We start from the raw sequence: 26,004 nt of genomic DNA, 5'->3' as shown, positions 1-26,004 counted from the left end.
TCGCATGGATGCGGTGCGGGTGGCGTTGTTGCGCGAAGTACTCGCCGGGACCGAGTGGTTGGGGGCCACGCGGCGGTTCGCGGGGGCGCTGCGGGCGTCCGCTGTGGCGCACGGGGGTGGGCTGCTGCTGGTCGGCACGCCGGAGTACGAGCCGTGGCATCTCGCGGCCCATCTGGTGGACGAGGCCGCGTGGTCGGGGACGCCGGAGCTGGCCCCGACCCTCGTACGGCATGCCGCGCGCGCCTCGGATCCGGCCCATCTGGCGGTCGGCCTGGGCCGGTTGGCGGCGGCGCGGCGCGGGGAGACCCTGCTGGTGGTGTCGCCGGACGAGCCCGGGGCGCCGCTCCTGGAGCGGGTGTACGACGTCCGACGGGCCGGCGCGACGGTGTTGGCGCTCGGCCCCGGCGAGGGCGAGCTGACGGCCATGGCCCACGAGGCACTGGCCGTGCCGGAGGGCGGGGAGCTGGACCTGGACACCGTGCAGCATCTGGTGAGCGCGGCGAGCGGCGAGAACGCGGTGCCCTCCGGGCGGGGGCAGGGGTGGTTTCGGGACCGTCTGTCCAGGCTGGCGGAGTCTTTGACGGCGCCGCCACCGGCGCGGTGGTGATGCGCCGGGAGGGGGGTGGTTTCTGCCGCTCGGCGGGTGCGGGTTGTGTGGGGCTGGTCGCGCCCGCGCGGCGGAGCCGCAAATCGATACAGCCCCGCGCCCCTTAGCGGCGTTGCCCTCACGCCACTTGAAGCCCACGCGAAATCCGGTTGCCCCGCTACCAACCCGCCCCGACCATGACCCCTCGTGAAGAGTGACACTCCCGCATCCGGCTCCCGCATCCGCGCCCTACTCCCCGACCTCACCCCTTGGCGGGCCTCGGCCGACTTTCGGCGGCTGTGGCTGGCGGGGCTCGTGTCCTCGTTCGGGAGCTTCCTGACCTTTGTCGCGCTGCCGGTGCAGATCAAGGAGCTGACGGGGTCCGCGGCGGCGGTCGGGGCGATCGGGGCGGTGGAGTTGGTGCCGTTGATCGTGTTCGGGCTCTACGGGGGTGCCCTCGCCGACGCGCTGGACAAGCGGAAGCTGATCGTGTGGTCGGAGGCCGGGCAGGCGGTGCTGAGCGCGGCACTGCTGGTCAACGCGCTGCTGCCGAGCCCCGCGATCTGGCCGCTGTACGTCGTCGCCGCCCTGTCCTCCGCGCTGGTCTCGATCCAACGCCCCGCCCTGGACGCCCTGTTGCCCCGGATCGTCGCCCACGACCACCTCCCGGCCGCCGCCTCGCTCAACGCGCTGCGCTGGCAGGTCGGCGGGGTCGCGGGCCCGGCCCTGGCGGGTGTGGTCGTCGCGTACGCGGGGCTCGGCTGGGCGTACGGCGCGGATCTGCTGACCTTCGTCGTGTCCGTCCTGTTCGTCGTCGGCCTCGCCCCCTCCCCCGCCTCCCACGAGGCCGCCAAGCCGTCGCTCAAGGCCATCGCCGAGGGCGCCCGCTACGCCTGGAGCCGCAAGGAGCTTCTCGGCACGTACGTCATCGACATCGCGGCGATGCTCTTCGCGATGCCGCTGGCCGTACTGCCCTTCCTCGCGGACGAGTTGGACGCCCCGTGGGCACTGGGCCTGATGTACGCCTCCGTGCCGGCCGGCGCGATGCTGGTGAGCCTGACCAGCGGCTGGACCTCGCGGGTGCACCGGCACGGGCGGGCCGTCGTGGTGTCGGCCGCGCTGTGGGGCGTGGCCATCGCGGCGGCCGGTGTCTCGGGGAACGTATGGCTGGTGCTGCTGTTCCTGACCGCCGGCGGCGCGGCCGACATGGTCAGCGGCATCTTCCGCGGGGTGATGTGGAACCAGACGATCCCGGACGAGCTGCGCGGTCGGCTCGCCGGGATCGAACTGCTGTCGTACTCGGTGGGCCCGCAGCTCGGCCAGACCTATGTGGGCGGCGTCGCGGCCTGGCGTGGCGTGCGGACGTCCGTCTGGTCGGGCGGGCTGCTGTGCGTGGGCGCGGTGGGGCTGCTGGCGCTGTGCCTGCCGAAGCTCATGACGTACGACGCGCGGACGAACGAGCACGCGGTACGGCTGCGCGAGCAGCGGGCGGCGGCAGCCGCAGCGGCAGCAGCGGCGACCACGGCACGGACCACGGCACGGACAACGGCACCGGCACCGGCACCGGCACCGGCACCGACCGAGGGGTGATCAGGCGTCGTCCGCCGGACCGGCCTGGGCGTCGTGCCAGCGGGGGTCGTTCTCCCACTCCAGGTTGCGCTCCCGTGCGAGGTCCATCGCCTGCTGGGCCTCCTGCCGGCTGGTGTACGGCCCGAAGCGGTCCTTGGCCGGGCACTCCGGCCCCTCCTCGACCTTCTTGTGGACGAGGCAGTAGTACCACTCGCCCGGCTTGCCGACCGTGCGCTTCTTGAACAAGGCCATGTCCGGCTCCTCTCGCCACCGACATGTTCCCCCATGCCCGCTGGTTAGACTCGCTGGCATGTCTGGCCAGTCGCTGCTCGTCCCAGGGGAGCTGTCCCCCACCCGTTCCGTGCCCGGAAACATCCGCCGCCCCGAGTACGTCGGCAAGCCCGCGCCGACGCCGTACAAAGGCCCGGAGGTGCAGACCCCGGAGACCGTCGAGGCGATGCGCGTCGCCGGCCGTATCGCCGCGCGGGCGATGGCCGAGGCGGCGAAGCTGATCGCGCCCGGTGTCACGACGGACGAGCTGGACCGGGTGGCGCACGACTACATGTGCGACCACGGCGCCTACCCGTCCACTCTCGGCTACCGCGGCTTCCCCAAGTCGTTGTGCACCAGCGTCAACGAGGTCATCTGCCACGGCATCCCGGACTCCACGATTCTGCGTGACGGCGACATCGTCAACCTCGACGTGACGGCGTACATCGGCGGGGTGCACGGCGACAACAACGCCACATACCTGGTCGGTGACGTGGACGAGGAGAGCCGGCTGCTGGTCGAGCGCACCCGGGAGTCCCTGAACCGCGCGATCAAGGCGGTCAAGCCGGGCCGCCAGATCAACATCATCGGCCGGGTCATCGAGTCGTACGCCAAGCGCTTCGGCTACGGCGTGGTCCGTGACTTCACCGGGCACGGCATCAACTCGTCGTTCCACTCCGGCCTGATCATCCCGCACTACGACAGCCCGCACGCGACGACGGTGATCCAGCCCGGGATGACCTTCACGATCGAGCCGATGCTGACGCTGGGGACGCACGAGTACGACATGTGGGACGACGGCTGGACGGTCGTCACCAAGGACCGCAAGCGCACCGCGCAGTTCGAGCACACGCTGGTGGTGACGGAGATGGGGGCGGAGATCCTCACCCTCCCCTGACCCGCGCGAACACCGGAAGAACCCGCCCCCTGCGGAGGGCGGGTTTTCTTTGTACGCTTTTACCGACACGGCGTCGGCAAACCTATTGACTTAGGTAAGCCTAACCTCAGAAAATGGGTGCCATGGACTCCTTCGCGACAGTCATCCGCACCGCGTCCCACGAGCAGCACATGGAGGCGGAGACCTCGACGTTCATGAGCGACCTGCTCGGCGGCCGGCTGGGCGTGGACGCGTACGCGCGGTACACGGAGCAACTGTGGTTCGTGTACGAGGCACTGGAGACCGGCGCCGAGCGGCTGGCCTCGGACCCGGTGGCCGGCCCCTTCATCCGGCCCGAGCTGCTCCGGCTGGCGTCGCTGGAGCGGGACCTGGCGCATCTGCGGGGTCCGGAGTGGCGGACGGGGCTGTCCGCGCTGCCCGCCACGCGGGTCTACGCGGACCGGGTGCGCGAGTGCGCCGAGGACTGGCCGGCCGGCTACATCGCGCACCACTACACCCGCTACCTCGGCGACCTCTCCGGCGGCCAGATCATCCGGGACAAGGCGGAGAAGACCTGGGGCTTCGCACGCAAGGGCGACGGGGTCCGCTTCTACGTCTTCGAGGAGATCCCCAACCCGGCCGCGTTCAAGCGGGGCTACCGCGAGCTGCTGGACGGAGTCCGTGCGGACGACCTGGAGAAGCAGCGGATCGTGGCGGAGTGCAAGAAGGCGTTCGCCCTGAACACGGCGGTGTTCCGGGCGCTGGGCGAGGAGTTCCCGCTGTCGGCGTGAGCGGCTGTGGCTGGGGCTAGCGCTCCAGGAACACCCGGCCGCCGACCTCCACCCAGCCTCCCGGCTGCGGTGCCGTGAGGATCTGGGAGCCCGCGCCCTGGGTGATGTTCAGGGCGCGGCCCAGCTGGTCGGTCAGGAGCAGCGCCGCCGCTCCCGTGGCCTCGTCCTCCTCGATGCCGTCGCCCCGGCCGGGGAAGCCCCGGGCCCGCACCCGCCCGGCCGCCTCGTCCTCCCAGGCCCAGGCGTAGATCCACTCCCCCGGCGCCGGTACGGCCAGATCGTCGACCTCGGCGGCCGTGGCGTACCGGCGGAGCGTCCTCGGGGGCGCCCACTCCGCCCGCGCCTCGATCCAGCAGAACTCCCCGTCCTGCCGCGCCCCCACCACGCCGGCCGGGGTGACCAGCTCGGGCACGTCGAGCAGCCACGCCGTCCCGACGCACGGGTGCCCGGCGAAGGGCAGGCGCAGGGTCGGTGTGTAGATGTCGACGACTCCGCGCTCGGGGTCGTCCACGAACACGGTCTCGCTGAACCCGAGTTTCGCGGCGAACGCCTGCCGGTCGCTCCGCTCGGGGATCACGGAGCCCTCGCGGACGACACCCAGTTCGTTGCCGTAGCCGCCGGTCGGTCCGCAAAAGACGCGGAGGACGTCGTAGTCAGTCACGGGGGCATTGAAACACCCTTGAGGAAAGTGAAGTGGCGAAGGATGCAGGACGAGAAGGGGAACGCGGCATGACCGTGCTGGAGAAGGCCGCGTCCGAGGCCGTGGTCGACGTGCCGCCCCGCGGACGGCACACCGCCGCCTGGCTGCTGACCGTCGGCATGGGTGTCGCCCTGCTCGTCCTCGTGCCGGTCGCCGCGGGGATCGGCGCCTATCCGGTGCCGGTCGGGGACGTCCTCGCCTCCGCGCAGCACAAAGTCGGGCTCGGGGGCGGTGAGTTGGACCGGGTCGCCGAGTCGGTGCTGTGGAACGTGCGGTTCCCGCGGATCGTGCTCGCGCTGCTCATCGGGGCGTCGCTGGGGTGCGCGGGGGCGCTCATGCAGGGCGTGTTCGGCAACCCGCTCGCCGAGCCCAGCACCATCGGCGTCTCGTTGGGCGCTGCGGTCGGGGCGGTGGCGTCCATCTCGCTCGGGCTGACCTTCCTCGGGAACTGGACCCTGCCCGCGATGGCCTTCGTCGCCGGGCTCGGGACGGTGCTGCTGGTGTACGCGATGTCCCGGTCGGGTGGCCGTACGGAGGTCGTGACGCTGATCCTCATGGGTATCGCGGTCAACGCCTTCGCCGGGGCGTTGATCGGCCTGTTCATCTTCCTCGCGGACACGGCCGCGGTGAACCAGATCACCTTCTGGCAGCTCGGGTCGCTCGCGCAGTCGACGTGGCCGAAGGTGACGGCGGTGCTGCCGTGCGCGGTGGTGGGGCTGGTGGTGGCGCCGCTGTACGCGCGCCGCCTGGACCTGCTCGCCCTCGGTGACCGGCCCGCGCGGCATCTGGGGGTGGACGTGGAGCGCATGCGGGTCGCGTTGATTCTCGTGGTCGCGCTGCTCACGGCGGCCGCGGTGAGCGTTTCCGGGGTGATCGGCTTCATCGGGCTCGTCGTGCCGCATCTGCTGCGGATGGCGGCGGGGCCGGGGCATCGGTTTCTCGTTCCGGGCAGTGCGTTGGGTGGGGCGGTGGTGTTGCTCGCGGCGGATCTCGCTGCGCGGACGTTGGCGGCGCCTGCGGAGTTGCCGTTGGGGGTGCTTACGGCTCTGCTGGGCAGCCCGTTCTTCTTCTGGCTGCTGCGTCGGACTCGGCGGCGGCAAGGGGGGTGGGGGTGAGGGGGGAGGGGGTGAGGGGGGAGGGGGTGTGCCGGGGGCGGTGGGTGAGGCTGCGGGTTGTGTGCCGGGTGCGGGTGGGGTGGGGGCTGGTCGCGCAGTTCCCCGCGCCCCTGGGACACTGCCGAACCCGGCGCCGCAGGGACCCCCTGCCGCAGATCCGGCGCAGAAGCCCCGCACCCCTGGGACACTGCCGAACCCGGCGCCGCAGGGACCGCCTGCCGCAGATCCGGCGCAGAAGCCCCGCACCCCTGGGACACTGCCGAACCCGGCGCCGCAGGGACCCCCTGCCGCAGATCCGGCGCAGAGGCCCCGCGCCCCTGGGGACGTGGGCGGGCCCGGCGACGACACCGATCCCTGGCACCCGCGCCCACGCCACAGCCCCTGTCCCCCGCCCCGAGGGGCCTCGACCATCCCCCGGCAACGACACCGGCCACCTACCTCACGCCCAAGCCACAGCCCCCTGCCATGAGTCACCCCACTCACCGACCTTGACCGGCCCCTGTCCAACCACCGCCCTCCCCTTCTCCGCCGCAACGGCGCTCAATCCCCACGACCTGTTCGGCGGTGCCGAATCGTCCGCAACCAGACCTCAAGGAACCCGCAGATGAGACTGCTCCGGCCGCGTCCCACGCCCCCCGCGCCCGCTGAAGCCGGTGAGGTGCTCGCCGCCGCTGAGTCGCTTCATGTTCGGCTCGGGGGGCGTGAAGTGTTGCGAGGGGCATCCGTCGAGGTCCGGGCCGGGGAGGTGTTGGCGCTGGTGGGGCCCAACGGGGCCGGGAAGTCGACCCTGTTGGGGGCGCTGGCCGCCGATCTTTCGGCTGTTGAGGGCGTCGTACGGATACATGGGCGGCCGGCGGCCGAGTGGACGGCGCCCGAACTCGCGCTGCGTCGGGCGGTGCTGCCTCAGTCGGCGGTGCTTTCCTTCCCGTTCACGGTGGAGGAGGTCGTACGGATGGGGCGGGCGCCGCACGCGGTTTCGCCTGCCGAGGACGACCTGGCCGCTGCCGAGGCCATGGCCGTCACCGAGGTGACCGAGTTCGCGGCCCGGCCGTTCTCCGCGCTCAGCGGTGGTGAGCGGGCCAGGGTCGCGCTCGCTCGGGTGCTTGCCCAGCGGGCGCCGTTGTTGCTGCTCGACGAACCGACGGCGGCGCTGGACCTCAAGCACCAGGAACTGGTGCTGCGGGTGTGCCGGGAGCGGGCGCGGGCCGGGGACGCGGTGGTGGTCGTGCTGCACGATCTGGGGCTCGCGGCGGCGTACGCGCACCGGGTCGCGATCCTGCGCGCCGGGCGGATCGCGGCGGACGGTCCGCCGGCCGAGGTGTTCTCCGAGCGGTTGCTGTCGGAGGTCTACGACCAGCCCGTCGACGTGCTTTCGCATCCCCGAACAGGAGCCCTCCTGGTGACCCCGCGACGCAACCTTTGACCTTCCTTTGACTCCTCTATGGGGTTGTTTTTGGCCACTTAGGTAATCCTTAGGTGCGTTAGGTGAGCCTCACCTTCCTGCCATGTGAGGCGCGTCACGCACACTTTTCGGCCATACCCTGGAGCCTTCATGCGACCCGCCAGACTCTCCGCCGTCGCCGCTGCCGCCACCGTTGCGGCCCTGACCGCCGTCACGGGGTGCACCGAGAAGGGCAGCTCGGCCGGCGGCGACCGGGTCGTCACCGTGACGGCGACGGACGACAAGTGCGAGGTGTCGAAGAAGGAGTTCCCGGCGGGGCACGTCGAGCTCGCCATCGAGAACAAGGGGTCCAAGGTCACCGAGGTCTACATCCTGTTCCCGGACGACCGCATCGTCACCGAGCGGGAGAACATAGGCCCCGGCACCAAGCAGACCGTCACCGCCGAGGTGAAGGCCGGCGACTACACCATCGCCTGCAAGCCCGGCATGAAGGGCGACGGCATCCGGCAGACCGTCAAGGCCACCGGCAAGGGCGCCGCCGCCAAGCGTGACCCGCGCCTCGACAAGGCCGTCGCCGCCTACCGCGAGTACGCGCAGGCGCAGGCCGACGAGACGCTGCCCAAGGCGGAGGCGTTCGCCAAGGCCGTCAAGGACGGCGACGTCGAGGCCGCGAAGAAGGCCTACGCCCCCTCCCGGATGGGCTGGGAGCGCACCGAGCCGGTCGCCGAGTCCTTCGGCGACATCGACCCGAAGGTCGACTTCCGCGAGGACGGCCTGGAGGCCGGCCAGAAGTGGACCGGCTGGCACCGGCTGGAGAAGTCCCTCTGGCAGGACAAGAAGATCGGCGCCGAGGAGAAGGCCCTCGCCGACCAGCTCGTCACCGACCTGAAGGACTGGCAGAAGCGGGTCGGCAAGGCCGACATCACCCCGACCTCCATGGCCAACGGCGCCAAGGAACTCCTCGACGAGGTCGCCACCGGCAAGGTCACCGGCGAGGAGGAGCGCTACTCGCACACCGACCTGGTCGACTTCAAGGCCAACGTCGAGGGCGCCGAGAAGGCCTACGAGCTGCTGAAGCCGGTCGCCAAGGAGAACGACCAGGCGCTGGTCACCGAGCTCGACAAGCAGTTCGGCGCGCTGAACACGCTGCTCGACAAGTACCGGGCGGACAAGGCGTCGTACGACTTCACCTCGTACGACAAGGTCGGCGACGCCGATCGCAAGGAGCTGTCGGACGGCGTCAACGCGCTCGCGGAGCCGCTGTCCAAGCTCGCCGCCGCCGTCGTCGTGAAGTAGGGGCACCCCATGACTGAGACCTCGACCGGGAGTTCCCCCTCCCCGTCCCGGCGTGCGCTGATCGGCTGGGGCGGTGCCGGGCTCGCGCTCGGTGCCGCCGCGGCCGGCGGTGCCGTGGCGATGGCCCGCACGGGCGACGACGTGGATCCGGTGGGCGCCGACACGGGCGCCGCGATCGGCTTCCACGGCGCCCGGCAGGCCGGCATCGCCACCCCCGTGCAGGACCGGCTGCACTTCGCCGCGTTCGACGTGAAGACCGACGACCGCGCCGAGTTCGTGCAGATGCTGAAGGACTGGACGGCGGCCGCGCGCCGGATGACCGCCGGGCAGGCGGTCGGCGAGGGCGCGTACGGCGGTCTGGCCGAGGCGCCGCCGGACGACACCGGCGAGGCGCTGGGGCTGAAGCCGTCGCGGCTGACGCTGACGATCGGCTTCGGGCCGTCGCTCTTCGAGAAGTACGGCGAGGCGTTCGGCATCGCGGACGCCCGCCCCGAGGCCCTGGAAGAGCTACCGAAGTTCGCCGGCGACAACCTCGACAGGAACCGCAGCGGCGGCGACCTGTGCGTCCAGGCCTGCGCGGACGACCCGCAGGTCGCCGTGCACGCCATCCGCAACCTGGCCCGCATCGGCATGGGCAAGGTCGTCATCCGCTGGTCCCAGCTCGGCTTCGGGAAGACCTCGTCGACCACCCCCGAGGAGCAGACCCCGCGCAACCTCATGGGGTTCAAGGACGGCACCCGCAACATCGCGGGGACGGAGACGGACCGGCTGGAGAAGTTCGTCTGGGTGGGCGAGGAGGACGGCCCGCGGTGGCTGGCCGGCGGTTCCTACCTGGTCGCCCGCCGCATCCGTATGCACATCGAGACCTGGGACCGCACCTCGCTGCAGGAGCAGGAGGACATCTTCGGCCGGGACAAGGGCGAGGGCGCCCCGGTCGGCAAGGCCAAGGAGCGGGACGAGCCGTTCCTGAAGGCGATGCTGCCCGACGCGCACGTCCGGCTCGCGCACCCCGCCTCCAACGACGGGGCGACGATCCTGCGCCGCGGCTACTCCTTCACCGACGGCACCGACGGCCTCGGCCGTCTGGACGCGGGCCTGTTCTTCCTCGCCTACCAGCGTGACCCGCGCACCGGGTTCATCCGCATCCAGCGCAACCTGGCCACGGACGCGCTCAACGAGTACATCCAGCACGTGGGTTCGGCGCTCTTCGCGGTCCCGCCCGGCGTCCGTGACAAGGACGACTGGTGGGGCCGGACGCTGTTCGGCAAGGAGGCGTAGGCCGTGTTCTCCAACTACCTGATCGGACTGCGCGAGGGCCTGGAGGCGTCGCTCGTCGTCTGCATCCTCATCGCCTACCTGGTCAAGACGGACCGCCGGGACGCGCTGCGGCCCATCTGGACCGGCATCGGCGTCGCGGTCGCCCTGGCCCTCGGCTTCGGCTGCGCGCTCGAATTCGGCTCGCAGGAGCTGACGTTCGAGGCGCAGGAGGCGCTCGGCGGCTCCCTGTCGCTGCTCGCGGTCGGCCTGGTGACGTGGATGGTGTTCTGGATGCGGCGCACCGCCCGGCATCTGAAGGCCGAGCTGCACGGCAAGCTGGACGCAGCGCTCCGGATGGGCACGGGCGCGCTGGTCGCCACCGCCTTCCTCGCCGTGGGCCGGGAGGGCCTGGAGACGGCCCTGTTCGTGTGGGCGTCGGTGCGCGCGGCGGGCGACGGCAGCCCGCGCCCGCTGGTCGGCGCCGCCCTCGGCATCGCCACGGCGATCGTCCTGGGCTGGCTGTTCTACCGCGGCGCCCTGCGCATCAACCTCGCCAAGTTCTTCACCTGGACCGGCGGCATGCTGGTCGTCGTGGCGGCGGGTGTGCTGGCGTACGGCTTCCACGACCTCCAGGAGGCGCGCTGGCTGCCGGGGCTGAGCGACAAGGCCTTCGACATCAGTGACACCGTCGATCCGTCGAGTTGGTACGGCACTCTGCTGAAGGGCGTCTTCAACTTCCAGCCCGATCCGACCGTCCTCCAGGTCACGGTGTGGCTGCTGTACCTGGTCCCGACACTCGCGCTCTTCCTCGCCCCGGTAGGGTTCGCCTCCGGGAAGGGGAAGGTGAAGGAACCTGATGAGCAGGGATCGCGGCCCTCGAAAGCTCCGCAGGCTTGACCGGAGCGCACTGATTGCGGCATCGCTGACCGCTTTGTCGTTGACGGCAAGCGGATGCGTGGTGGTCCACGGGGAGCGGGAAGTCCTCCCGTCGGCCACCAAGGCGGAGGCCGCCAAGGCACTCCAGCAGTTCACCACCGCCTACAACGAGGCCGACAAGGCCTACGACAGTTCGCTGGACGCCGACCATGTCAGCGGCGCCCTCGGTGCCATCGACGAGGCGCGGCTGAAGGCCGGCAAGGCACTCAGTCCCGACGGCAACGCGGCGCACACCCCGCTGGAGCTGTCGGACACCAAGTTCACGATCCCGAAGAAGGCGGGCTGGCCGCGCTGGTTCGTGGCCGACGCGGCCGCCAACAAGGGCGCCACCGCCCGCTGGGTCTTCGTGTTCAGCCGCGACAGCCTGGCCGAGCCGTGGGAGGCGTCGTATCTGACGCTGATGGCCCCCGGCGACGTACCGCAGTTCAAGACGGACAAGGACGGCTGGGCCGAGGCCGTCCCGGCGAACTCGACCGAACTGGCCGTGCCGCCGGCGGACTTGAGCAAGGACTACGCGGCCTACCTGAAGGACGGCGGGAACACCTTCGCGGACAGCCGCCACACCAGCGGATGGCGTGCCAAGCGGGCCAAGGAGGCCGAACGTCCGGGCCTGGTCCGGCAGTACATCGACGAGCCGCTGACGGACGGTGACTACGCGCCGCTGGCGCTGCGCACGAAGGACGGCGGGGCGCTGGTGTTCTTCACCACCCGCCACTACGAGAAGGAGACGGCCCACTCCGGTGCCGCCGTCCCGACCCCGGAGAAGGCCGTGCTGGCGCTGACGACGGGCGAGATCAAGCAGTCGCTGACGGTGGAGATCGTCTCCAACGGGGCGGCGCTGGACCCGAAGGGCTCCGGCAAGGTGCAGATCATCGGCCGGACCCAGGGCATGACGTCGGCGAAGGGCGAGTAGTCACCGTTCGTACGGCGGCTCGCCGTTCACCGGAAGCTCAGTGGCGGCGCAGGGGCCAGGCCGCGGAGACGTGGTCGGGCTCCTCGCCGACATGGCGGGCGCAGGCGTCGGTGAGGGTTTCGAGGAGGCTGAGCGGGTCGGGCAGCGGGTGTTCGAGGCCGCGTACCCAGTGCACGGTCTGGCCCTCGCCGGGCAGCTGTGCGGGCGGTACGAGGACGTAGGACCCGCGGCAGTGCCAGCGCAGTCCCGGGTGCTCGTCCATGGTCTCGGGGTGGCAGTCCAGCTCGCAGGGCCACCACTCGTCCTCGTCCTCGGGGGTGCCGCGGGTGAGGGTGAAGAACAGCAGGCGGCCGTCGCCGCTCTCGGCGACCGGGCCGACCTCGATGCCCGCGCCGAGCAGCCGCTCCAGCGCCTCGCGCCCGGCCTCGACCGGGACGTCCAGGACGTCGTGCACCATGCCGGTGGCGGTGATGAAGTTGGCCTGCGGCTGGTGGCGGGCCCAGCGCTCGATCTGGGCGCGGTCGGTGGTGGACTGCGTCTGCCAGGCGAAGGACACCGGGTGCCGGGCCGGGGTGGGACAGCCGACGCGGTCACAGGAACATCGGTAGCCGGCCGGGTGCGCGGCGGGCGCGAGGGGCAGTCCCACCGCCGCGGCGGCGAGCAGCAGGTCCTCCCGGCCACCGTCGCCGGTGGCGTCCTTGGGGCGGCGTCCGCGCAGCCACTGGGAGAGTTTGCCCTGCAGGCCGGTCGGGCCGCCCAACTCCGCGCTCATCTATCCCCTCGCCTCGCTGTCGTGCGGAACAGCATGCCCTATGGTCCCACCATCGTGCGCTTCGGGGGGCCTTAGCGGACAACCGGGCCAGGTGGGGCGAGGTGTACACAGCACCTGGATCAGCGGTAATGGGCTCCTTTGGCGGGATTTACGCCTTTACCGCGCATGCGGGGCGATGCCGTACAGGGCGTAGTCGACGAGGGTGTCGGTGTACTCGTACGTGATCGGGCCGGTGTACTGCAGCCAGCGCTGGGCGAGGGGCGAGACCCAGAGTTCGAGGGCGATGCGCGGGTCGACCTCCTGGCGGACCTGGCCGGCCTCCTGGGCGGCGCGCACCCGGTCGACGTACAGCAGGAGCGAGGGTTCGAGCAGCTTGGTCATGCAGACCCGGCCGAGCTCCTCGTTGACCACGCCCTCGGCGGCCAGCGCGCGGGCCGGGACCTCGAAGCGGGGGTCCTTGAGCTGGTCGACGGTGAGGCGCAGCACGGCCTTGAGGTCGGCGGCGAGGTCGCCGGTGTCCGGGATGGCGAACTCGTACTCCGGACCGGCTTCCCGGGACGCCTGCTCACTGAGGTCGAGGAAGGCCTCCAGCAGGACGTCCGCCTTCGACGACCACCAGCGGTAGATCGTCTGCTTGCCGACGCCGGCGCGGGCGGCGATGCCCTCGATCGTGGTCCTGGGGTAGCCGACCTCCCCGACGAGGGCGAGGGCGGCGTCGTAGATGGCCCGACGGGACCTCTCGCTCCGGCGGGTGGTGTTGGGTGCGGGCTGCTGAGCGGACTTTTGAGCTGCCATGGCTCGAATTTATCAGGTTGACAAGACGGAGCGTCTCGCCGGACCCTGAACGGGTCGACATATCAAGACGATACGTCTCGTCCACGCGGGACATCGAGAGGAGCCCACCATGGCCCGAAGCGGCGGAAACATGCTCGGAGTCGGCGGCACCCGCCGCAACCTCGGCCGCAAGGCGCTGCGCGGCGGCGGCCGCGGCGGCCGGATCGGCGGCGAGGCCGACCCCCAGGCCCAGAAGAAGGAGCTGCTGCGCAAGTTGCAGGAGAAACAGCAGGGAGGCGACGGCACGGCAGAAGAGTCCGCGTGACCCGTCCGCCGCCAGGTGGCCGGCGCCCCGTCTCCTATACCTCTGGTACCTCTGGTACCTCTGGTACCTCTGGCTCCCGGTCCTCGGCCGGGGGCCAGGCGTCTCCCCAGTCCGTGTCGCGGGCCGCCCGGTAGAGGGCGCCGTGCCGTTTGGTGACCGTGGTGCGGCGCAGGGCGGGTTCGGTCTCGCACAGGTCGAGGAGGACCTGGCCCTTGCGGATCTGGGGTTTACGGACGACGCGGGCGGGGGCCGGGGTGACCGGGAGGCGGGTGGCGGCGACGTAGCTGAACTTCTCGTCCTCGTAGGGCAGGGAGCCGCCCTTGATCTGACGGTGGAGCGAGGAACGGCTGACCCTGGCCGCGAAGTGGCACCAGTCCGTGCCGGGGACGATGGGGCAGGCGGCGCTGTGCGGGCAGGGGGCGGCGATGCGGAAGCCGGCGGCGACGAGACGGTCGCGGGCCTCGATGACCCGGGCATAGCCGTCGGGGGTGCCGGGTTCGACGATGACGACGGCCTGGGCGGCGGACGCGACGGTGTCGAGGAGGGCGGTGCGGTCGGCCGCGGTGAGTTCGTTCAGGACGTAGGAGACCGTGACGAGGTCGGTGGGGTCCAGGGCGAGGGACGGGCCGATACGGGCCCGCTGCCAGCGGACCTCCCTCAGCGCCGGGTTCGCGGCGGCGATCTCCCGGCCGGCCGCGAGGGCGGGCTCCGCCCAGTCCAGCACGGTGACGCCGCGCTCGCCGGGCCAGGTCGCGCTGACCGCCCAGGTCGCGGCGCCGGTCCCACCGCCGACGTCGGCATGGCTGCCGGGCGCCCACTCCGGCACGGCCTCGGCGAACGCCTCCAACGCCGCGTGGACCGCCTCGAACGTGGCGGGCATGCGGTACGCGGCATACGCGGCCACGTCGGCCCGGTCGCGGAGAATCGGGGCGTCGGTGGGGGTCGCCCCGCGGTAGCTGGCGATCAGCCGGTCGACGGCCTGCGCGGCCTGGCGGGGCGGGAGACCGTCCAGGAGGGTGGCGAGGGCGCTGCGCAGGGTTTCGGCGGCCGGGAGTGCGGGGGCGTTCACCCGGCGATTCTACGAGTCCGGGACGCGCCCGCCTCGCCGGTCAGGGTGAGGACGAGGACCTCGTGCCTGAGGCCGAGCACCACGTCGGAGCCGAAGGTGGCCAGACCGTCCACCACGAGCGGCATCGCGATCGTCTCGACGAGCCTGTTCACGGCCAGGTCCCAGATCCGTACGGTCTTGTCGTCGCTGCCGGTCACCGCGTGGGGGCGGCCGTCGATGGTCAGGGGGGCGACGACGTTCACGGCGTCGGTGTGGCCCGTCAGCGTGGCCCGGTGCGTGCCGTCGGTCAGGTCCCAGACCCGGACGGTGTGGTCGTCGCCGCCGGTCACGGCGTGGGGGCGGCCGTCGATGGTCACCTTCGCCACGGCGCCCACCGGGGTCTCGTGGCCCTCTAGCGTGCTTCTGAGGGTGCCGTCGGTCAGGTCCCACACGCGCACCGTGTGGTCGACGCCGCCCGTGACGGCGCAGGGTGTGCCGTCGACCGTCACCGCGGTCACCGCACGCACGCCGCCGTCGTGGCCCACCAGGTTGGTGCGGAACGTGCCGTCCGTCAGATCCCACACCTGCGGTTCCGCCGGCGTGTAGCAGGAGATGACCGCGTGCGGACGGTCATCGACGGTGGCCGCCGTCATCGCGCGGACCCCGTCGATACGACGGCCTTTCAAGGTGGCACGGAGGGTGCCGTCGGTCAGATCCCACACCTTCGGACGCCCGGTCACGTAGCTGCTGGTGACGGCGCAGGGGCGGCCGTCGACAGTCGCCACCGCAACCGCACGTACCCAGAATTTGTGGTCGGCCAGGGTCGCACGATGGTTGCCGTCGGCAAGGTCCCACATCCGCACCGTCTGGTCGTCGCTGCCGGTGATGACACACGGGCGTCCCTCGACCGTCGCCACCGCGACCGCACGCACCCAGTCCCCGTGCCCCTCCAAAGTGGCCCCGTGGGCGCCTTCGGTCAGGTCCCACACCCGGACGGTCTCGTCCTGGCTGCCGGTCACGGCGTGCGGTCGGCCGTCGATCATCGCCACGGTCACCGCGTTCACCGGGAGGGTGTGGCCCCTGAGGGTGGCGCTGGGTGTACCGGCGGTCAGGTCCCACACCCGCACGGTGGTGTCGTCGCCGCCCGTGACGGCGTGGGGACGACCCTGGATCATCGCCACGGCCACGGTGTTCACCCCGTCGGAGTGCCCGTCCAGAGTGGCGCGCTCGGCCCCGTCGAGCAGGTCCCACACCCGCACCGTGCCGTCGTCATCACCGGTCACGGCATGCGGGCGGCCCTCGATCACGGCCAGGGCCACGGCGGACACTCCGCTGCCATGGCCTTCCAGGGTGGCGCGCTCGGAACCGTCGATCAGATCCCACACCTGTACGGAACCGCCCTGACCGGCGGCCACGGCGTGGGGGCGGCCGTCGAGGTCGGCCACCGCGACCGCCTTGATGCTGCCGCTGTGAACTTCGAGAGCGCCGCGCTCGGACCCGTCGAGCAGGTCCCACACCCGCACCGTGCCGTCGTCACCACCCGTCACCGCATGCGGACGGCCCTCGACCATCGCGACGGCGACGGCCCGTACGACGTCCGTGTGCCCTTCCAGGGTGGCGCGGTGACCCCCGTCGGTCAGGTCCCGTACCCGCACGGGACCGTCGTCCCCGCCGGTCACCGCATGGGGACGGCCGTCGATCACCGCCACGGCCACGGCTTCCACCTCGTCGGCGGGATCGTCCAGCGCTGCGAGCGTCGTGCCGTCGATCAGATCCCACACCCGCACGGCCCCGTCCTGACCGCCGGTCACGGCATGCGGTCGGCCCTCGACGGTCGCGACGGCCACCGCCCGCACGCCGCTGCTGTGCCCGGTCAAGGTGGTGCGCAGCGAGGGATGCACCAGCGCCCCGGTCGCCCAGCGCGGCTGCCAGGACCGTCGGCGCGTGAGTTCGGCGACGAGGTGGGGCTGGTTGTAGCGGGCCGCGTCGACGGCGAGGATGTCGCGTCTGGCGGTAGGTGAGGCAGCGGCGTGGGTGTCCGCCGAGGTGCGGTAGATGGCGCACACCGTCCGGGCTTCGGGGCTCTGGGCGGAGCGCATGGCCCGGGACAGCGGCAGGGGCGTCGCGTGGACGAGGTAGTCGGTGTCCTGCAGGAGGGCGTCGAGGGCGAGCGCCGCGGCCGCGTGGGTGGCGAGGTGGTCGCGGATGTACGGGTGGGCGGCCGGCCAGTCCCGGCTGCCGGTGCTCGGGTCGCGGGGTACCAGAGCGAGCAGCGCGTTCGTCACGGCCCGGTGCCGGTCGACGTCGTGGCCGGGGGCGCGCAGGTGCTCGGCCATGGTCTCGTGGAAGAGCCGGTAGGCGGAGCCGGCGGGCGTGGCGGCCTCGACGATGTAGGCGCCGGCGTGTTCGTGGAGCCACTGGAGGTCGTCCTGGGAGCACGGCACGCCGGACAGGGCCTCGACGAGCGGCGCCCAGAGCGTGGACCAGGGCAGGCCGGCGCCCTGGGCGTAGGCCAGGGGGCGCATGAGGCGTTCGACCTTGGGGCGGTGGGCGCCGAAGCGGGCGAGGTAGGCGGCGAAGGCCTGTCCGGCGTCGCTGGGCAGGGTCTGCTGCCAGCCGGGGCGGTCGGGGTCGATGGTGATCTGCCCGTGGACCAGTGCGCGAGCGGTCATCCGCGCGACGAGGAACGAGGTCCCCGCCCGGCCGGCTATCCCGGTGGCGACGACTTCCGCGAGCGCAGGGTTGCCCCGGTAGGGGGACAGGCTGTCGGGGTCGTGCGCGTCGAGCAGGAGGTCGCGCGCGTAGGCCGCGACGTCGCCGGGGCGGATGTAGCGGGGCTGGTCGAGGTCGATGATCTCGACGGCCCGGCCGAGCGCGGTGATCAGGGGGCGGCGGGTGCCGACGATCAGGCGTACGGCGGGCAGGGCGGTGAGCGGTTGCAGCAGTTCGCGTGCGATCCGGAAGCCTTCGGTGGCGTCGCCGACGGTTCCCGCCTCGTCGAGGGCGTCGACCAGGACGGTGACGGGTTCGGTGCGCTGCCCGAGCGCCTGGAGGAGCTCGTCGCGGTCGGCGCCCGGCAGGTGCAGGGCGCCGGCGAGGTCGGCGGCGATCTCCTCGGCACTGGCCCGGCGGGCGTGCAGCGGCACGACCGTAAGCCCCGCCGGTGGCAGTGCGTCGGCGGCGGTCCCGGCGCCGGGGCCGCGGGAGGGGTGGTCCGGGTCGGTCAGGGCGAGGAAGCGGCCGAGCAGGGCGGACTTTCCGGAGCCGGGGTCGCCGGTGACGACGCGGGCCTTGCGGTCGTGGCGGTCGGCGCGCAGCCAGCCGGACAGTTCGGTGAATGCGGCGGTGCGGCCGGTGAAGTAGTCGCCCTTCTCGCCCGCGTGCTCGACCCCGCGGCTGCGCGGGTCGAAGTGGCCGGCGTGCTGTCTGCGCAGCCGGGTCAGGGTCGCGACGTCGAGGTCGTCGGCGGGGAGGTCGGGGACGTGGGCGGGGTTGCGGAAGAACGGGTCCTGTCCGTCGCTGTCGACCGTGGAGTGGCGGGCGTGCTGGTGGGGGTGGTGGCCGCGGAAGTGGGCGTTGACCCGCTCGGTGACCTCGCGCACCCCCAGGAACTCCTGGTAGGCGCCGGCCCGTGGCTGGCCGAGCACGTCGGCGAGGGCGTCCACGAACGCGTTCTCCTTGGCCTTCTCCTTGCCGCGGGCCGCCGCGAGGAGCCAGCGCCCGGCACCGCCGCGCTGGGTGAGGGCGAGTTCGTTGGCGAGTACGGCGATGTCACCGGTGCCGGCGGCGGCGTAGCAGGTGTCGAGGATGACCAGGAGGTGGCCGACCGGGCTGCGGACCAGGGAGCGGGCGAGGTCCTCGCTGGGCAGTGCGGTGCTCCACAGGCCCTTCTCGGTGGTGGAGCACAGCAGGTAGTGGCGGTCGTCCGGGCGTTCGCCGTGGCCGGCGAAGTACACCACCACGACGTCCCGCGCGCCCAGGTCGGCGCCGGCCGCCCAGCGTTCGATCCCCTGGGCCAGTTCGGCACCGCCCGGGTCCACGGACAGCTCCGGCAGGATCCGGGTGTAGCCCATCGGCGCCAGCAGTGCGCAGACCCGCTCCACGTCGCGGGGGACCCCGGGCAGGTCTCCGATGCCCGCGTCGCGGTACGTGGAGACGCCCACGGCGATGAGGAAGCGCCGTCCGGGGGCCGTCGTCGTCCCGTCATCGTGCCGGCCGCTCACGAAGCCCGGTCTCCGCTCCCGGCGTCCTTGGTGGCGGGGCCGTCGAGCCCGGCGGCGACGGCGGCACCGGTGGTCCTGGCGGTGAGATAGCGCAGGAGGTCGTGCATGGCCGTTCCGTTGTGGATCCGACGGTCGCTCACCCGGTCACCGAAGCGCGGTGCCAGGGTGTGGACCAGGGCGACGATGTCGCCGGGGTCGGCGATGTTCGTCCAACGGTCCACCGCGCCCGGCCAGGCGCCAGTCCCGTCGGCGGGGGCGGGGTCGAGGCGGTCGAAGACGATCGGCAGGCCGAGCGGGGAGCCGACGGTGACGAGGTCGGTGACCGGCCAGTCCGGGTGTGCGCACAGGGCCTCGTAGGCGATGACAGAACCGAGGGAGTGCGCCACCAGGACACGGGTGTCGTCGGTGATCTCGGCGGCGATGCGCTCCCGCGCCGACCGTCTGATGTCCGGCTCGCTCAGATAGCGCCGGACCTGCTTCAACGCGAAGATCAGCAGCCGGTCGGAGACCTTGGCGAAGAACGGTGACGCGGCCAGCGCGACGAGCGCCTCCCGTACGCGGTCGGAGAGCAGGGCCCGGGACCCCGCGAACCCGACCAGGCCGCGGGTGTCGGTGTCGTCCGGGGGCGGCACCGCCGGGTCGGTGCGGGCCGCGGCCTCCCACCAGGCGGCCAGCAGCTCCGCCTCCAGCCCTTCCTCGACGTCGTGCTCGTCCCAGGGCGGCAGGTCGGTGCCGCGCATGCCGGGTTCGAAGTAGATGTCGCCGTAGAAGGCGCAGGAGACGTCCGAGGGGTCGAGTCGCGGTCCGGACGCGAGCCGTACGCCGTCGCGCAGTGCGGGACCGACCTGTTGTGCCATCAGTTCCGGACCGAGGAACTCCTGACCGACCCCGTGGACGACCACCACCCGAGCCATACCCCACCCCCAACTACCGTGCCCCGCGGCCCGATACGCCGGGCAGAGCCGCTGAAGCGAACTTTAGGACAGGCCGTGCCGCTCGCGCCGGAACATCCGGGAGCGCGCACCGAGCCGCTCACGCTCCCCGGACCGCCCGCGCCACCCGCGTCCCCGCCGCCGCCCGCGGCCGACTGTCCGGCGGTGTCCTGCGGCGCGGATGCACCGTGTTGGCCAGCAGGACGAGGAACGTGTCCGTCACCGGGTCCAGTACCAGCGAGGTCCCCGTGAATCCCGTGTGCCCCGCCGCTCCCCGCCCCGCCAGCTCCCCCATGAACCAGGGCTGGTCGACGCCGAAACCCAGCCCCGGCGGGGTCAGCAGCAGCTCCACGAAGTCGGGGCCCAGGATGCGGGCGGGGCCGTAGGAGCCGCCGGAGAGCAGTGTCCGGCAGAAGACGGCGAGGTCGCGGCCGGTGGAGAAGAGGCCCGCGTGACCGGCGACCCCGCCCAGCGCCCAGGCGTTCTCGTCGTGGACGACGCCCCGCAGCATGCCCCGGTCCGCCTTGGCCCAGGGCCGTCGCTGGTCCTCGGTCGCCGCGGCCTCGGGGCAGGGGCCGAAGCGGGTCGCGGTCATGCCGAGGGGGCGGGTGATGCCGTCGTGGACGAGGACGTCGAGGGTGCGGCTCGTGAGGCGTTCCAGGACGTGCTGGAGCAGCAGGAGGTTCAGGTCGGAGTAGCAGTAGGTGCCGGGCACGCCGACGGGTGGCTCCGCCCGGAGCGCCTCCAGGCGCTCGGCGTCGTCGGCGCGGTCGTACAGCGGGAGTTCGGGGCGCAGTCCCGAGGTGTGGGTGAGCAGTTGGCGCACCGTGAGGTCGTGCCGGGCGGCTGCGGGGAAGTCCGGCAGGTAGGCCCCGATCCGTGCGTCGATGCCCAGGGTGCCGCGTTCGATCTGCTGCACGGCGGCGACCGAGGTGAAGAGCTTGGTGAGGGAGGCCAGGTCGAAGGGGGTGTCCGTGGTCATCGGGACGCGTGCCCGGGGCGGCAGTTCCACCCCGGTGTCCTTCTCCTCGTCGTAGGAGGCGTAGCGCACCGCCCAGCCCGCCGCCTCCTCGACGGCGAGGTACGGTCCCCGCCCGGCGACCAGCACGGTCCCGGCCGCCCAGGGGCGTGGGCCGGTGGTGAGGTCGTGGACCTCCTGGACGAGGTGACGGATCTCCTCGGGGTCGAGTCCGGCCCTTTCCGGCGTGTCCCCGCGCAGTCTCGGCGCGCTCAGTTCTCTGCTCCCTCAGCATCCGTACGTTTGTTCCAGGGACGGCACATTCCCATGAAGCAGGCCAGCGCCACCAGTGCTGCGGCCAGTTGGACGACGGCCATCGGGACGGCGGTGTCCTCGCCGGCGATGCCCACGAGGGGCGACGCGACGGCGCCGATGAGGAAGGAGGACGTGCCGAGGAGCGCGGAGGCGGACCCGGCGGCGTCCTTGGTGCGGAGCAGGGCGAGGGCCTGGGTGTTGGGGAGCGTGACGCCCATCGCGGACATCAGGACGAAGAGGGCGGCGGCCACCGGGACCAGTCCGGCCTCGCCGAACACGTCGAGGGACATCAGCAGCAGCGCGGTCGCGGCCAGGATGACGACCGTCAGGCCCACGCCCAGCACCCGGTCCAGGCTGACCCGCCCCACCAGCACCTTGCCGTTGATCTGGCCGACGGCCACGAGGCCGACCGAGTTGAGCCCGAACAGCAGGCTGAAGGTCTGCGGCGAGGCGCCGTAGATCTCCTGGATCACGAACGGGGACGCCGCTATGTACGCGAAGAGGGCGGCGAAGGCGAACCCACCCGCCAGGGTGTAGCCGGTGAAGGCGCGGTCGGCGAGCAGCCCGCGCATGGCGCGCAGCGCCTCGCCGACGCCGCCGCCGTGCCGGTCCTCGGGCGCCAGGGTCTCGGGCAGCTGCCGCCAGACGAGGGCGGCGAGGAGCACGCCGACCACCGTGAGCACGACGAACACGCCCCGCCAGTCCGTGACTCGGAGCACCTGTCCGCCGATGAGTGGCGCCACGATCGGGGCGACCCCGGAGATCAGCATGAGGGTGGAGAAGAAGCGGGCCATGGCGACGCCGTCGTAGAGGTCGCGTACGACCGCCCGCGCGATGACGATCGCCGCCGCACCCGCGAGGCCCTGGGCCAGCCGGAAGGCGACCAGGAACTCGACGGTGGGCGCGAGGGCGCAGAGCGCGGTGGCGACGACGTAGACGGCGAGGCCTGTCAGCAGCGGGCGTCTGCGGCCCCAGCGGTCGCTCATCGGGCCGACCACCAGCTGCCCGAGCGCCATGCCGGCCAGGCAGGCGGTGAGGGTGAGCTGGACGGTCGCGGCGGGCGCGTGCAGGGAGCGGGTGACCTCCGGGAGGGCGGGGAGGTACATGTCCATCGCCAGCGGGGGTGTGGCGGTCAGGCCGCCGAGGACGAGGGTGACGAGGAGGCCGGTGCGGCGCAGGGAACGGGTGGATGCTTGTTTCGCCGTCGGTGCCGCCGTCTGCGGCACGTCCTGTATCGGCCGTCCACGCTCGCCCATGCGCCCCTCCCACTTCGACTGATCCGCCCTCTATGCTCTCAGCTCGTACAGAGTGCCGAGGGTCACATGAGCGAGGGGCGGGGCCGCAGTGGCGGAACGAAGCGTGCGGTGGGGAATCCTGGCGACCGGCGGGATCGCGGCCGCGTTCACCGCTGATCTGGTCGATCTGCCGGACGCCGAGGTGGTGGCGGTGGCCTCGCGGTCCCAGGCGTCGGCCGACGCCTTCGCCGAGCGGTTCGGGATTCCCCGGGCGTACGGGGACTGGCGCACGCTCGCCGAGGACGGCGACATCGATGTCGTGTACGTCGCCACCCCGCACGCGGCACACCGCGCCGCCGCCGGGATGTGCCTGGAGGCCGGGCGGAACGTGCTGTGCGAGAAGGCGTTCACGCTGAACGCGCGGGAGGCCGCGGAACTGGTCGCCCTGGCGCGGGCGCACGGCAGCTTCCTGATGGAAGCCATGTGGATGTACTGCAATCCGCTGGTCCGGCGCCTGAAGGCGCTGGTGGACGACGGCGCGATCGGCGAGGTGCGGCACGTCCAGGCCGACTTCGGGCTGGCCGGCCCCTTCCCGCCCGCGCACCGGCTGCGCGACCCGGCGCAGGGCGGCGGCGCGCTGCTGGACCTCGGCGTGTACCCGGTCTCCTTCGCCCAGCTGCTGCTCGGCGAGCCGTCGGACGTGACGGCGCGCGCGATGCTGTCGCCCGAGGGCGTCGACCTCCAGACGGGCGCCCTGCTCTCCTGGGACAGCGGGGCGCTGGCCTCGCTGCACTGCTCCATCGTCGGCGGTACGGCGACCTCCGCTTCGGTGACCGGCTCGGGCGGCCGTATCGACGTGCCGAACGGCTTCTTCTTCCCGGACCGTTTCGTGCTGCACCGCGACGGCCGTGACCCCGAGGAGTTCACGGCCGACCCGGCGGACGGGCCTCGCAACAGCCTGCGGCACGAGGCCGCCGAGGTGATGCGGGCCGTGCGGTCCGGCGAGACGGAGTCGCCGCTGGTCCCGCTGGAGGGCACGCTCGCCGTGATGCGGACGCTCGACGCGATCCGGGACCGGGTCGGCGTCCGCTACCCGGGCGAGGCCCCCGGGGAGGGTTCCGGCGAGGACCTCGCGCCCGTGCTCACGCCGGCGTGAGCCCCGGCTCCCCCACCTCCGTGACGAAGGACGCGGCCGTCGTGACCGGCGCCCCGGGCGTGGTCACGTACGGCACCGTCTTGAAGTCGGTCCGCGCCGACTGCTGTCCGAGCGCGACGGTCACATAGCCGCGCCGGCCGTTGTAGAACCGCATGTGCGGGTTGGCCCGCATGTACGTGTCCCAGTTGGCGGGCTTGTCGGTGCCGTCGCGGCCGCTGGCGATCGAGGTGGCCACGATCTCCGTGCCGAGCGTGGCGGAGTCGGGGTCGTCGAAGTCGTCCTTGATGTCGAAGCCGTACCCGACGTGGACGTCGCCGGTGAGGACCATCAGGTTCTCGATGCCGGCGGCCCGGGCGCCGTCCAGCACGCGGCGCCGGGAGGCGCGGTAGCCGTCCCAGGCGTCCATGGACAGCCGGGACGGCGTGGCCAGGTCGAACTTCCGCTGGGAGAAGGTGACCTGCTGCGGGACGACGTTCCACAGCGCCGCCGAGTCGCGCCAGCCGTCGAGCAGCCACCGCTCCTGGGTCGCGCCGGTCATCGTGCGCGCCGGGTCGTCGACGTCCGGTCCGGGGATCTGGGAGCCGTCGCCGTACGCCTGGTTGGAGCGGTACTGCCGGGTGTCCAGCACGTCGAACTGGGCGAGCCGGCCCCACGTCAGACGGCGGTAGAGCTGCATGTCGGGGCCGACGGGCTGCTGCGGGCGGCGCAGCGGCTGGTTCTCCCAGTAGGCCCGGTAGGCGGAGGCCCGGCGCAGCAGGAACTCCTCCGGCGGGACGCTGTTCTCCGGGGTGTCGCCGGCGTAGTTGTTCTCGGTCTCGTGGTCGTCCCAGGTGACGACGAAGGGGTGCGCGGCGTGCGCGGCCCTGAGGTCGGGGTCGGACTTGAAGAGGGCGTAGCGCAGCCGGTAGTCCTCCAGGGTCACCGTCTCCCGGTTGTAGAGGGCGGGGAGCGTGCGGTCGGTGTAGTTGCGGTAGCCGCCGACGGAGTTGACGGCGTACTCGTACAGGTAGTCGCCGAGGTGGAGGACGACGTCCACGTCGTCCTGCGCGAGATGGCGGTACGCCGTGTAGTAGCCGTCGGTGTACGCCTGGCAGGAGACGGCCGCGAGGGTCAGTGAGCTCGCCGCGCCGGCCGGCGAGGGCGCGGTGCGGGTGCGGCCCGTCTCGCTGATCCAGGTGCCCGCGCGGAAGCGGTAGTGGTAGACGCGGTCCGGGTCGAGCGCGCCGACCTCGACGTGGACCGTGTGGTGGAACTCCGGGTAGGCGATGGCGGCACCGCGTCTGGCGATCCTGGTGAAGTTCTCGTCGTGCGCCAACTCCCAGTGCACCGTGACCCGCTGGGCGGGCAGTCCGCCGTCGGGCTGGTAGGGGGCGGGCGCGAGCCGGGTCCACAGCAGGACCGAGTCGGGCAGCGGGTCGCCGGAGGCGATGCCGAGGGTGAAGGGGTCGGTGTCGATCCTGCGGGCGTCGAGCTCGGCGGCGCTCGCCGCGCCGGCCGCCGGCAGGTTCACGGCGAAGGCGAGCGCGGCGGCCGCGCCGGTCACGGTCAGGAAGCGGCGCCGGCCGATGTGGCGGGCGGCCGCACGCAGTTCGGGTGCGTGCTGGGGTCGAGGGTGTGCTGCGAGTGTCATCCGGTCCTCCCCTGACTGATGGATGCACGAGGCATTGGAGTGGCCGGGGACGACACTCGCTTGGCGCGTACACAACACCCGGATGGCGGATGGATGAGTTCCGAATGGCGGACCCTCCCGTACGCTGCCGGACCATGAATGACAGGCAGACGGAGACGGGGACGGACGCGAGGATCGCCGTGGTGACCGGCGCGGGCTCCGGCATCGGACGCGCGGTCGCGGCGGAGCTGCTGCGGGCGGGCTGGTCGGTGGCGCTGGCCGGGCGGCGCGTCGAGACGCTGGAGGAGACGGCGGCACTGGTGCCGGACGGGACCGCGCTCGCCGTACGGACGGACGTCTCACGGCAGGAGGACGTGGCCGCGCTGTTCGCCGCCACCGTGGAGCGGTTCGGTCGGGTCGACCTGCTGTTCAACAACGCGGGGACGTTCGGGCCGGGCGGGGTGCCGGTGGAGGAGCTGGCGTACGAGGCCTGGCGGCATGTGGTGGACACCAACCTCAACGGGGCGTTCCTGTGCGCGCAGGCGGCGTACCGGCAGATGAAGGAGCAGGACCCGCGGGGCGGCCGGATCATCAACAACGGCTCGATCTCCGCGCACACACCCCGCCCGCACTCCGTCGCCTACACGGCGACCAAGCACGCACTGACCGGCCTGACCAAGTCACTGTCCCTGGACGGCCGCCGCCACAACATCGCCGTCGGCCAGATCGACATCGGCAACGCGGCGACCGACATGACCGCGCGGATGCAGACGGGCGCCCTCCAGGCGGACGGTTCGGTGGTGCCCGAGCCCGTGATGGACGTGGCCGACGTGGCACGGACCGTGCGGCACATGGCGGAGCTGCCGCTGGAGGCGAACGTGCAGTTCGCGACGGTGCTGGCGACGGCGATGCCGTACGTGGGACGCGGCTGAACCCCCCGGTCTC

The 26,004-nt window shown here is 72.3% G+C and carries 23 protein-coding genes; 13 read left to right on the top strand and 10 right to left on the bottom strand.

Annotation, left to right across the window (positions count from 1 at the left end):
• Positions 1-4: 4 nt before the first annotated feature.
• Both AQJ67_RS12945 and AQJ67_RS12940 read left to right on the top strand, forming a co-directional pair.
• Positions 5-607, top strand: a complete 603-nt coding sequence (locus tag AQJ67_RS12945) for a hypothetical protein (RefSeq protein ID WP_062718735.1) — start codon at positions 5-7, stop codon at positions 605-607.
• A 186-nt stretch (positions 608-793) separates the two neighbouring features.
• Positions 794-2,176, top strand: a complete 1,383-nt coding sequence (locus AQJ67_RS12940) for an MFS transporter (protein WP_244190448.1) — start codon at positions 794-796, stop codon at positions 2,174-2,176.
• Here AQJ67_RS12940 and AQJ67_RS12935 read toward each other — a convergent pair whose 3' ends face one another.
• Positions 2,177-2,407, bottom strand: coding sequence for a hypothetical protein (locus AQJ67_RS12935; RefSeq protein WP_062718733.1), 231 nt, complete (start codon positions 2,405-2,407; stop codon positions 2,177-2,179).
• Positions 2,408-2,465: 58 nt separating this feature from the next.
• On the opposite strand from AQJ67_RS12935, the gene map reads away from it, so the two are divergent.
• Both map and AQJ67_RS12925 read left to right on the top strand, forming a co-directional pair.
• On the top strand, positions 2,466-3,323 hold the full coding sequence (gene map, locus AQJ67_RS12930; protein ID WP_062718731.1) for a type I methionyl aminopeptidase: 858 nt from the start codon (positions 2,466-2,468) through the stop codon (positions 3,321-3,323).
• 122 nt (positions 3,324-3,445) lie between these two features.
• The gene (locus AQJ67_RS12925) at positions 3,446-4,093 is read left to right on the top strand and encodes a biliverdin-producing heme oxygenase (protein WP_062719333.1); all 648 of its coding nucleotides are present in this window, start codon (positions 3,446-3,448) and stop codon (positions 4,091-4,093) included.
• A 16-nt stretch (positions 4,094-4,109) separates the two neighbouring features.
• Here AQJ67_RS12925 and AQJ67_RS12920 read toward each other — a convergent pair whose 3' ends face one another.
• Positions 4,110-4,754, bottom strand: coding sequence for a PhzF family phenazine biosynthesis protein (locus AQJ67_RS12920; RefSeq protein WP_062718729.1), 645 nt, complete (start codon positions 4,752-4,754; stop codon positions 4,110-4,112).
• Positions 4,755-4,912: 158 nt separating this feature from the next.
• On the opposite strand from AQJ67_RS12920, the gene AQJ67_RS12915 reads away from it, so the two are divergent.
• The 6 genes from AQJ67_RS12915 (at position 4,913) to AQJ67_RS12890 (ending at position 11,712) form a co-directional block, all read left to right on the top strand.
• Entirely contained in the window at positions 4,913-5,908 is a 996-nt protein-coding gene (locus AQJ67_RS12915) for a FecCD family ABC transporter permease (protein WP_425264155.1), read from the top strand.
• 604 nt (positions 5,909-6,512) lie between these two features.
• On the top strand, positions 6,513-7,331 hold the full coding sequence (locus tag AQJ67_RS12910) for a heme ABC transporter ATP-binding protein (protein WP_062718724.1): 819 nt from the start codon (positions 6,513-6,515) through the stop codon (positions 7,329-7,331).
• Between the two features lie 129 nt (positions 7,332-7,460).
• The gene (efeO, locus tag AQJ67_RS12905) at positions 7,461-8,606 is read left to right on the top strand and encodes an iron uptake system protein EfeO (protein ID WP_062718722.1); all 1,146 of its coding nucleotides are present in this window, start codon (positions 7,461-7,463) and stop codon (positions 8,604-8,606) included.
• A gap of 9 nt (positions 8,607-8,615) precedes the next feature.
• Entirely contained in the window at positions 8,616-9,884 is a 1,269-nt protein-coding gene (gene efeB / locus AQJ67_RS12900) for an iron uptake transporter deferrochelatase/peroxidase subunit (protein ID WP_062718720.1), read from the top strand.
• A 3-nt stretch (positions 9,885-9,887) separates the two neighbouring features.
• Positions 9,888-10,760, top strand: a complete 873-nt coding sequence (gene efeU / locus AQJ67_RS12895) for an iron uptake transporter permease EfeU (RefSeq protein ID WP_062718718.1) — start codon at positions 9,888-9,890, stop codon at positions 10,758-10,760.
• Complete coding sequence (locus AQJ67_RS12890) at positions 10,720-11,712, top strand: SCO2278 family lipoprotein (RefSeq protein ID WP_062718716.1); 993 nt, start codon at positions 10,720-10,722, stop codon at positions 11,710-11,712. The genes efeU and AQJ67_RS12890 overlap by 41 nt, the downstream gene beginning before the upstream one ends.
• Before the next feature lie 37 nt (positions 11,713-11,749).
• Here AQJ67_RS12890 and AQJ67_RS12885 read toward each other — a convergent pair whose 3' ends face one another.
• A complete protein-coding gene (locus AQJ67_RS12885) occupies positions 11,750-12,484 on the bottom strand; it encodes a bifunctional DNA primase/polymerase (RefSeq protein WP_062718714.1) in 735 nt (244 codons plus the stop codon).
• Positions 12,485-12,640: 156 nt separating this feature from the next.
• Positions 12,641-13,279 carry a TetR/AcrR family transcriptional regulator gene (locus AQJ67_RS12880; protein ID WP_062718712.1) on the bottom strand — a complete coding sequence of 213 codons (639 nt, stop codon included), beginning with the start codon at positions 13,277-13,279 and terminating at the stop codon, positions 12,641-12,643.
• 109 nt (positions 13,280-13,388) lie between these two features.
• On the opposite strand from AQJ67_RS12880, the gene AQJ67_RS12875 reads away from it, so the two are divergent.
• Positions 13,389-13,583, top strand: a complete 195-nt coding sequence (locus tag AQJ67_RS12875; RefSeq protein WP_062718710.1) for a DUF6243 family protein — start codon at positions 13,389-13,391, stop codon at positions 13,581-13,583.
• A 34-nt stretch (positions 13,584-13,617) separates the two neighbouring features.
• Here the strand turns inward: AQJ67_RS12875 and AQJ67_RS12870 are convergent, their stop codons facing one another.
• From AQJ67_RS12870 to AQJ67_RS12850, 5 genes are all read right to left on the bottom strand, one after another.
• Positions 13,618-14,652, bottom strand: coding sequence for a small ribosomal subunit Rsm22 family protein (locus tag AQJ67_RS12870; protein ID WP_062718708.1), 1,035 nt, complete (start codon positions 14,650-14,652; stop codon positions 13,618-13,620).
• Entirely contained in the window at positions 14,649-18,854 is a 4,206-nt protein-coding gene (locus AQJ67_RS12865) for a caspase family protein (protein WP_062718706.1), read from the bottom strand. Before AQJ67_RS12865 ends, AQJ67_RS12870 begins: the two co-directional genes overlap by 4 nt.
• Positions 18,851-19,768 carry a hypothetical protein gene (locus AQJ67_RS12860; protein ID WP_062718704.1) on the bottom strand — a complete coding sequence of 306 codons (918 nt, stop codon included), beginning with the start codon at positions 19,766-19,768 and terminating at the stop codon, positions 18,851-18,853. The genes AQJ67_RS12865 and AQJ67_RS12860 overlap by 4 nt, the downstream gene beginning before the upstream one ends.
• Before the next feature lie 118 nt (positions 19,769-19,886).
• Positions 19,887-21,020 carry a serine hydrolase domain-containing protein gene (locus AQJ67_RS12855; protein ID WP_079055935.1) on the bottom strand — a complete coding sequence of 378 codons (1,134 nt, stop codon included), beginning with the start codon at positions 21,018-21,020 and terminating at the stop codon, positions 19,887-19,889.
• The gene (locus tag AQJ67_RS12850) at positions 21,017-22,315 is read right to left on the bottom strand and encodes a multidrug effflux MFS transporter (RefSeq protein WP_062718699.1); all 1,299 of its coding nucleotides are present in this window, start codon (positions 22,313-22,315) and stop codon (positions 21,017-21,019) included. The genes AQJ67_RS12855 and AQJ67_RS12850 overlap by 4 nt, the downstream gene beginning before the upstream one ends.
• Positions 22,316-22,418: 103 nt before the next feature.
• On the opposite strand from AQJ67_RS12850, the gene AQJ67_RS12845 reads away from it, so the two are divergent.
• A complete protein-coding gene (locus AQJ67_RS12845; RefSeq protein WP_062718697.1) occupies positions 22,419-23,450 on the top strand; it encodes a Gfo/Idh/MocA family protein in 1,032 nt (343 codons plus the stop codon).
• Here the strand turns inward: AQJ67_RS12845 and AQJ67_RS12840 are convergent.
• The gene (locus tag AQJ67_RS12840; RefSeq protein ID WP_062718695.1) at positions 23,437-25,080 is read right to left on the bottom strand and encodes an alkaline phosphatase D family protein; all 1,644 of its coding nucleotides are present in this window, start codon (positions 25,078-25,080) and stop codon (positions 23,437-23,439) included. The two genes, AQJ67_RS12845 and AQJ67_RS12840, sit on opposite strands and share 14 nt — an antisense overlap.
• 134 nt (positions 25,081-25,214) lie before the next feature.
• Between AQJ67_RS12840 and AQJ67_RS12835 the strand changes: the two genes are divergently transcribed.
• Positions 25,215-25,991 carry an SDR family oxidoreductase gene (locus tag AQJ67_RS12835; protein WP_062719332.1) on the top strand — a complete coding sequence of 259 codons (777 nt, stop codon included), beginning with the start codon at positions 25,215-25,217 and terminating at the stop codon, positions 25,989-25,991.
• The last annotated feature ends 13 nt before the right edge of the window (positions 25,992-26,004 follow it).

The organism is Streptomyces caeruleatus (assembly GCF_001514235.1).
Classification (GTDB): domain Bacteria; phylum Actinomycetota; class Actinomycetes; order Streptomycetales; family Streptomycetaceae; genus Streptomyces; species Streptomyces caeruleatus.
Note: the sequence above shows the minus strand (reverse complement) of the source record. Positions and strands in the feature narration are given on the sequence as shown.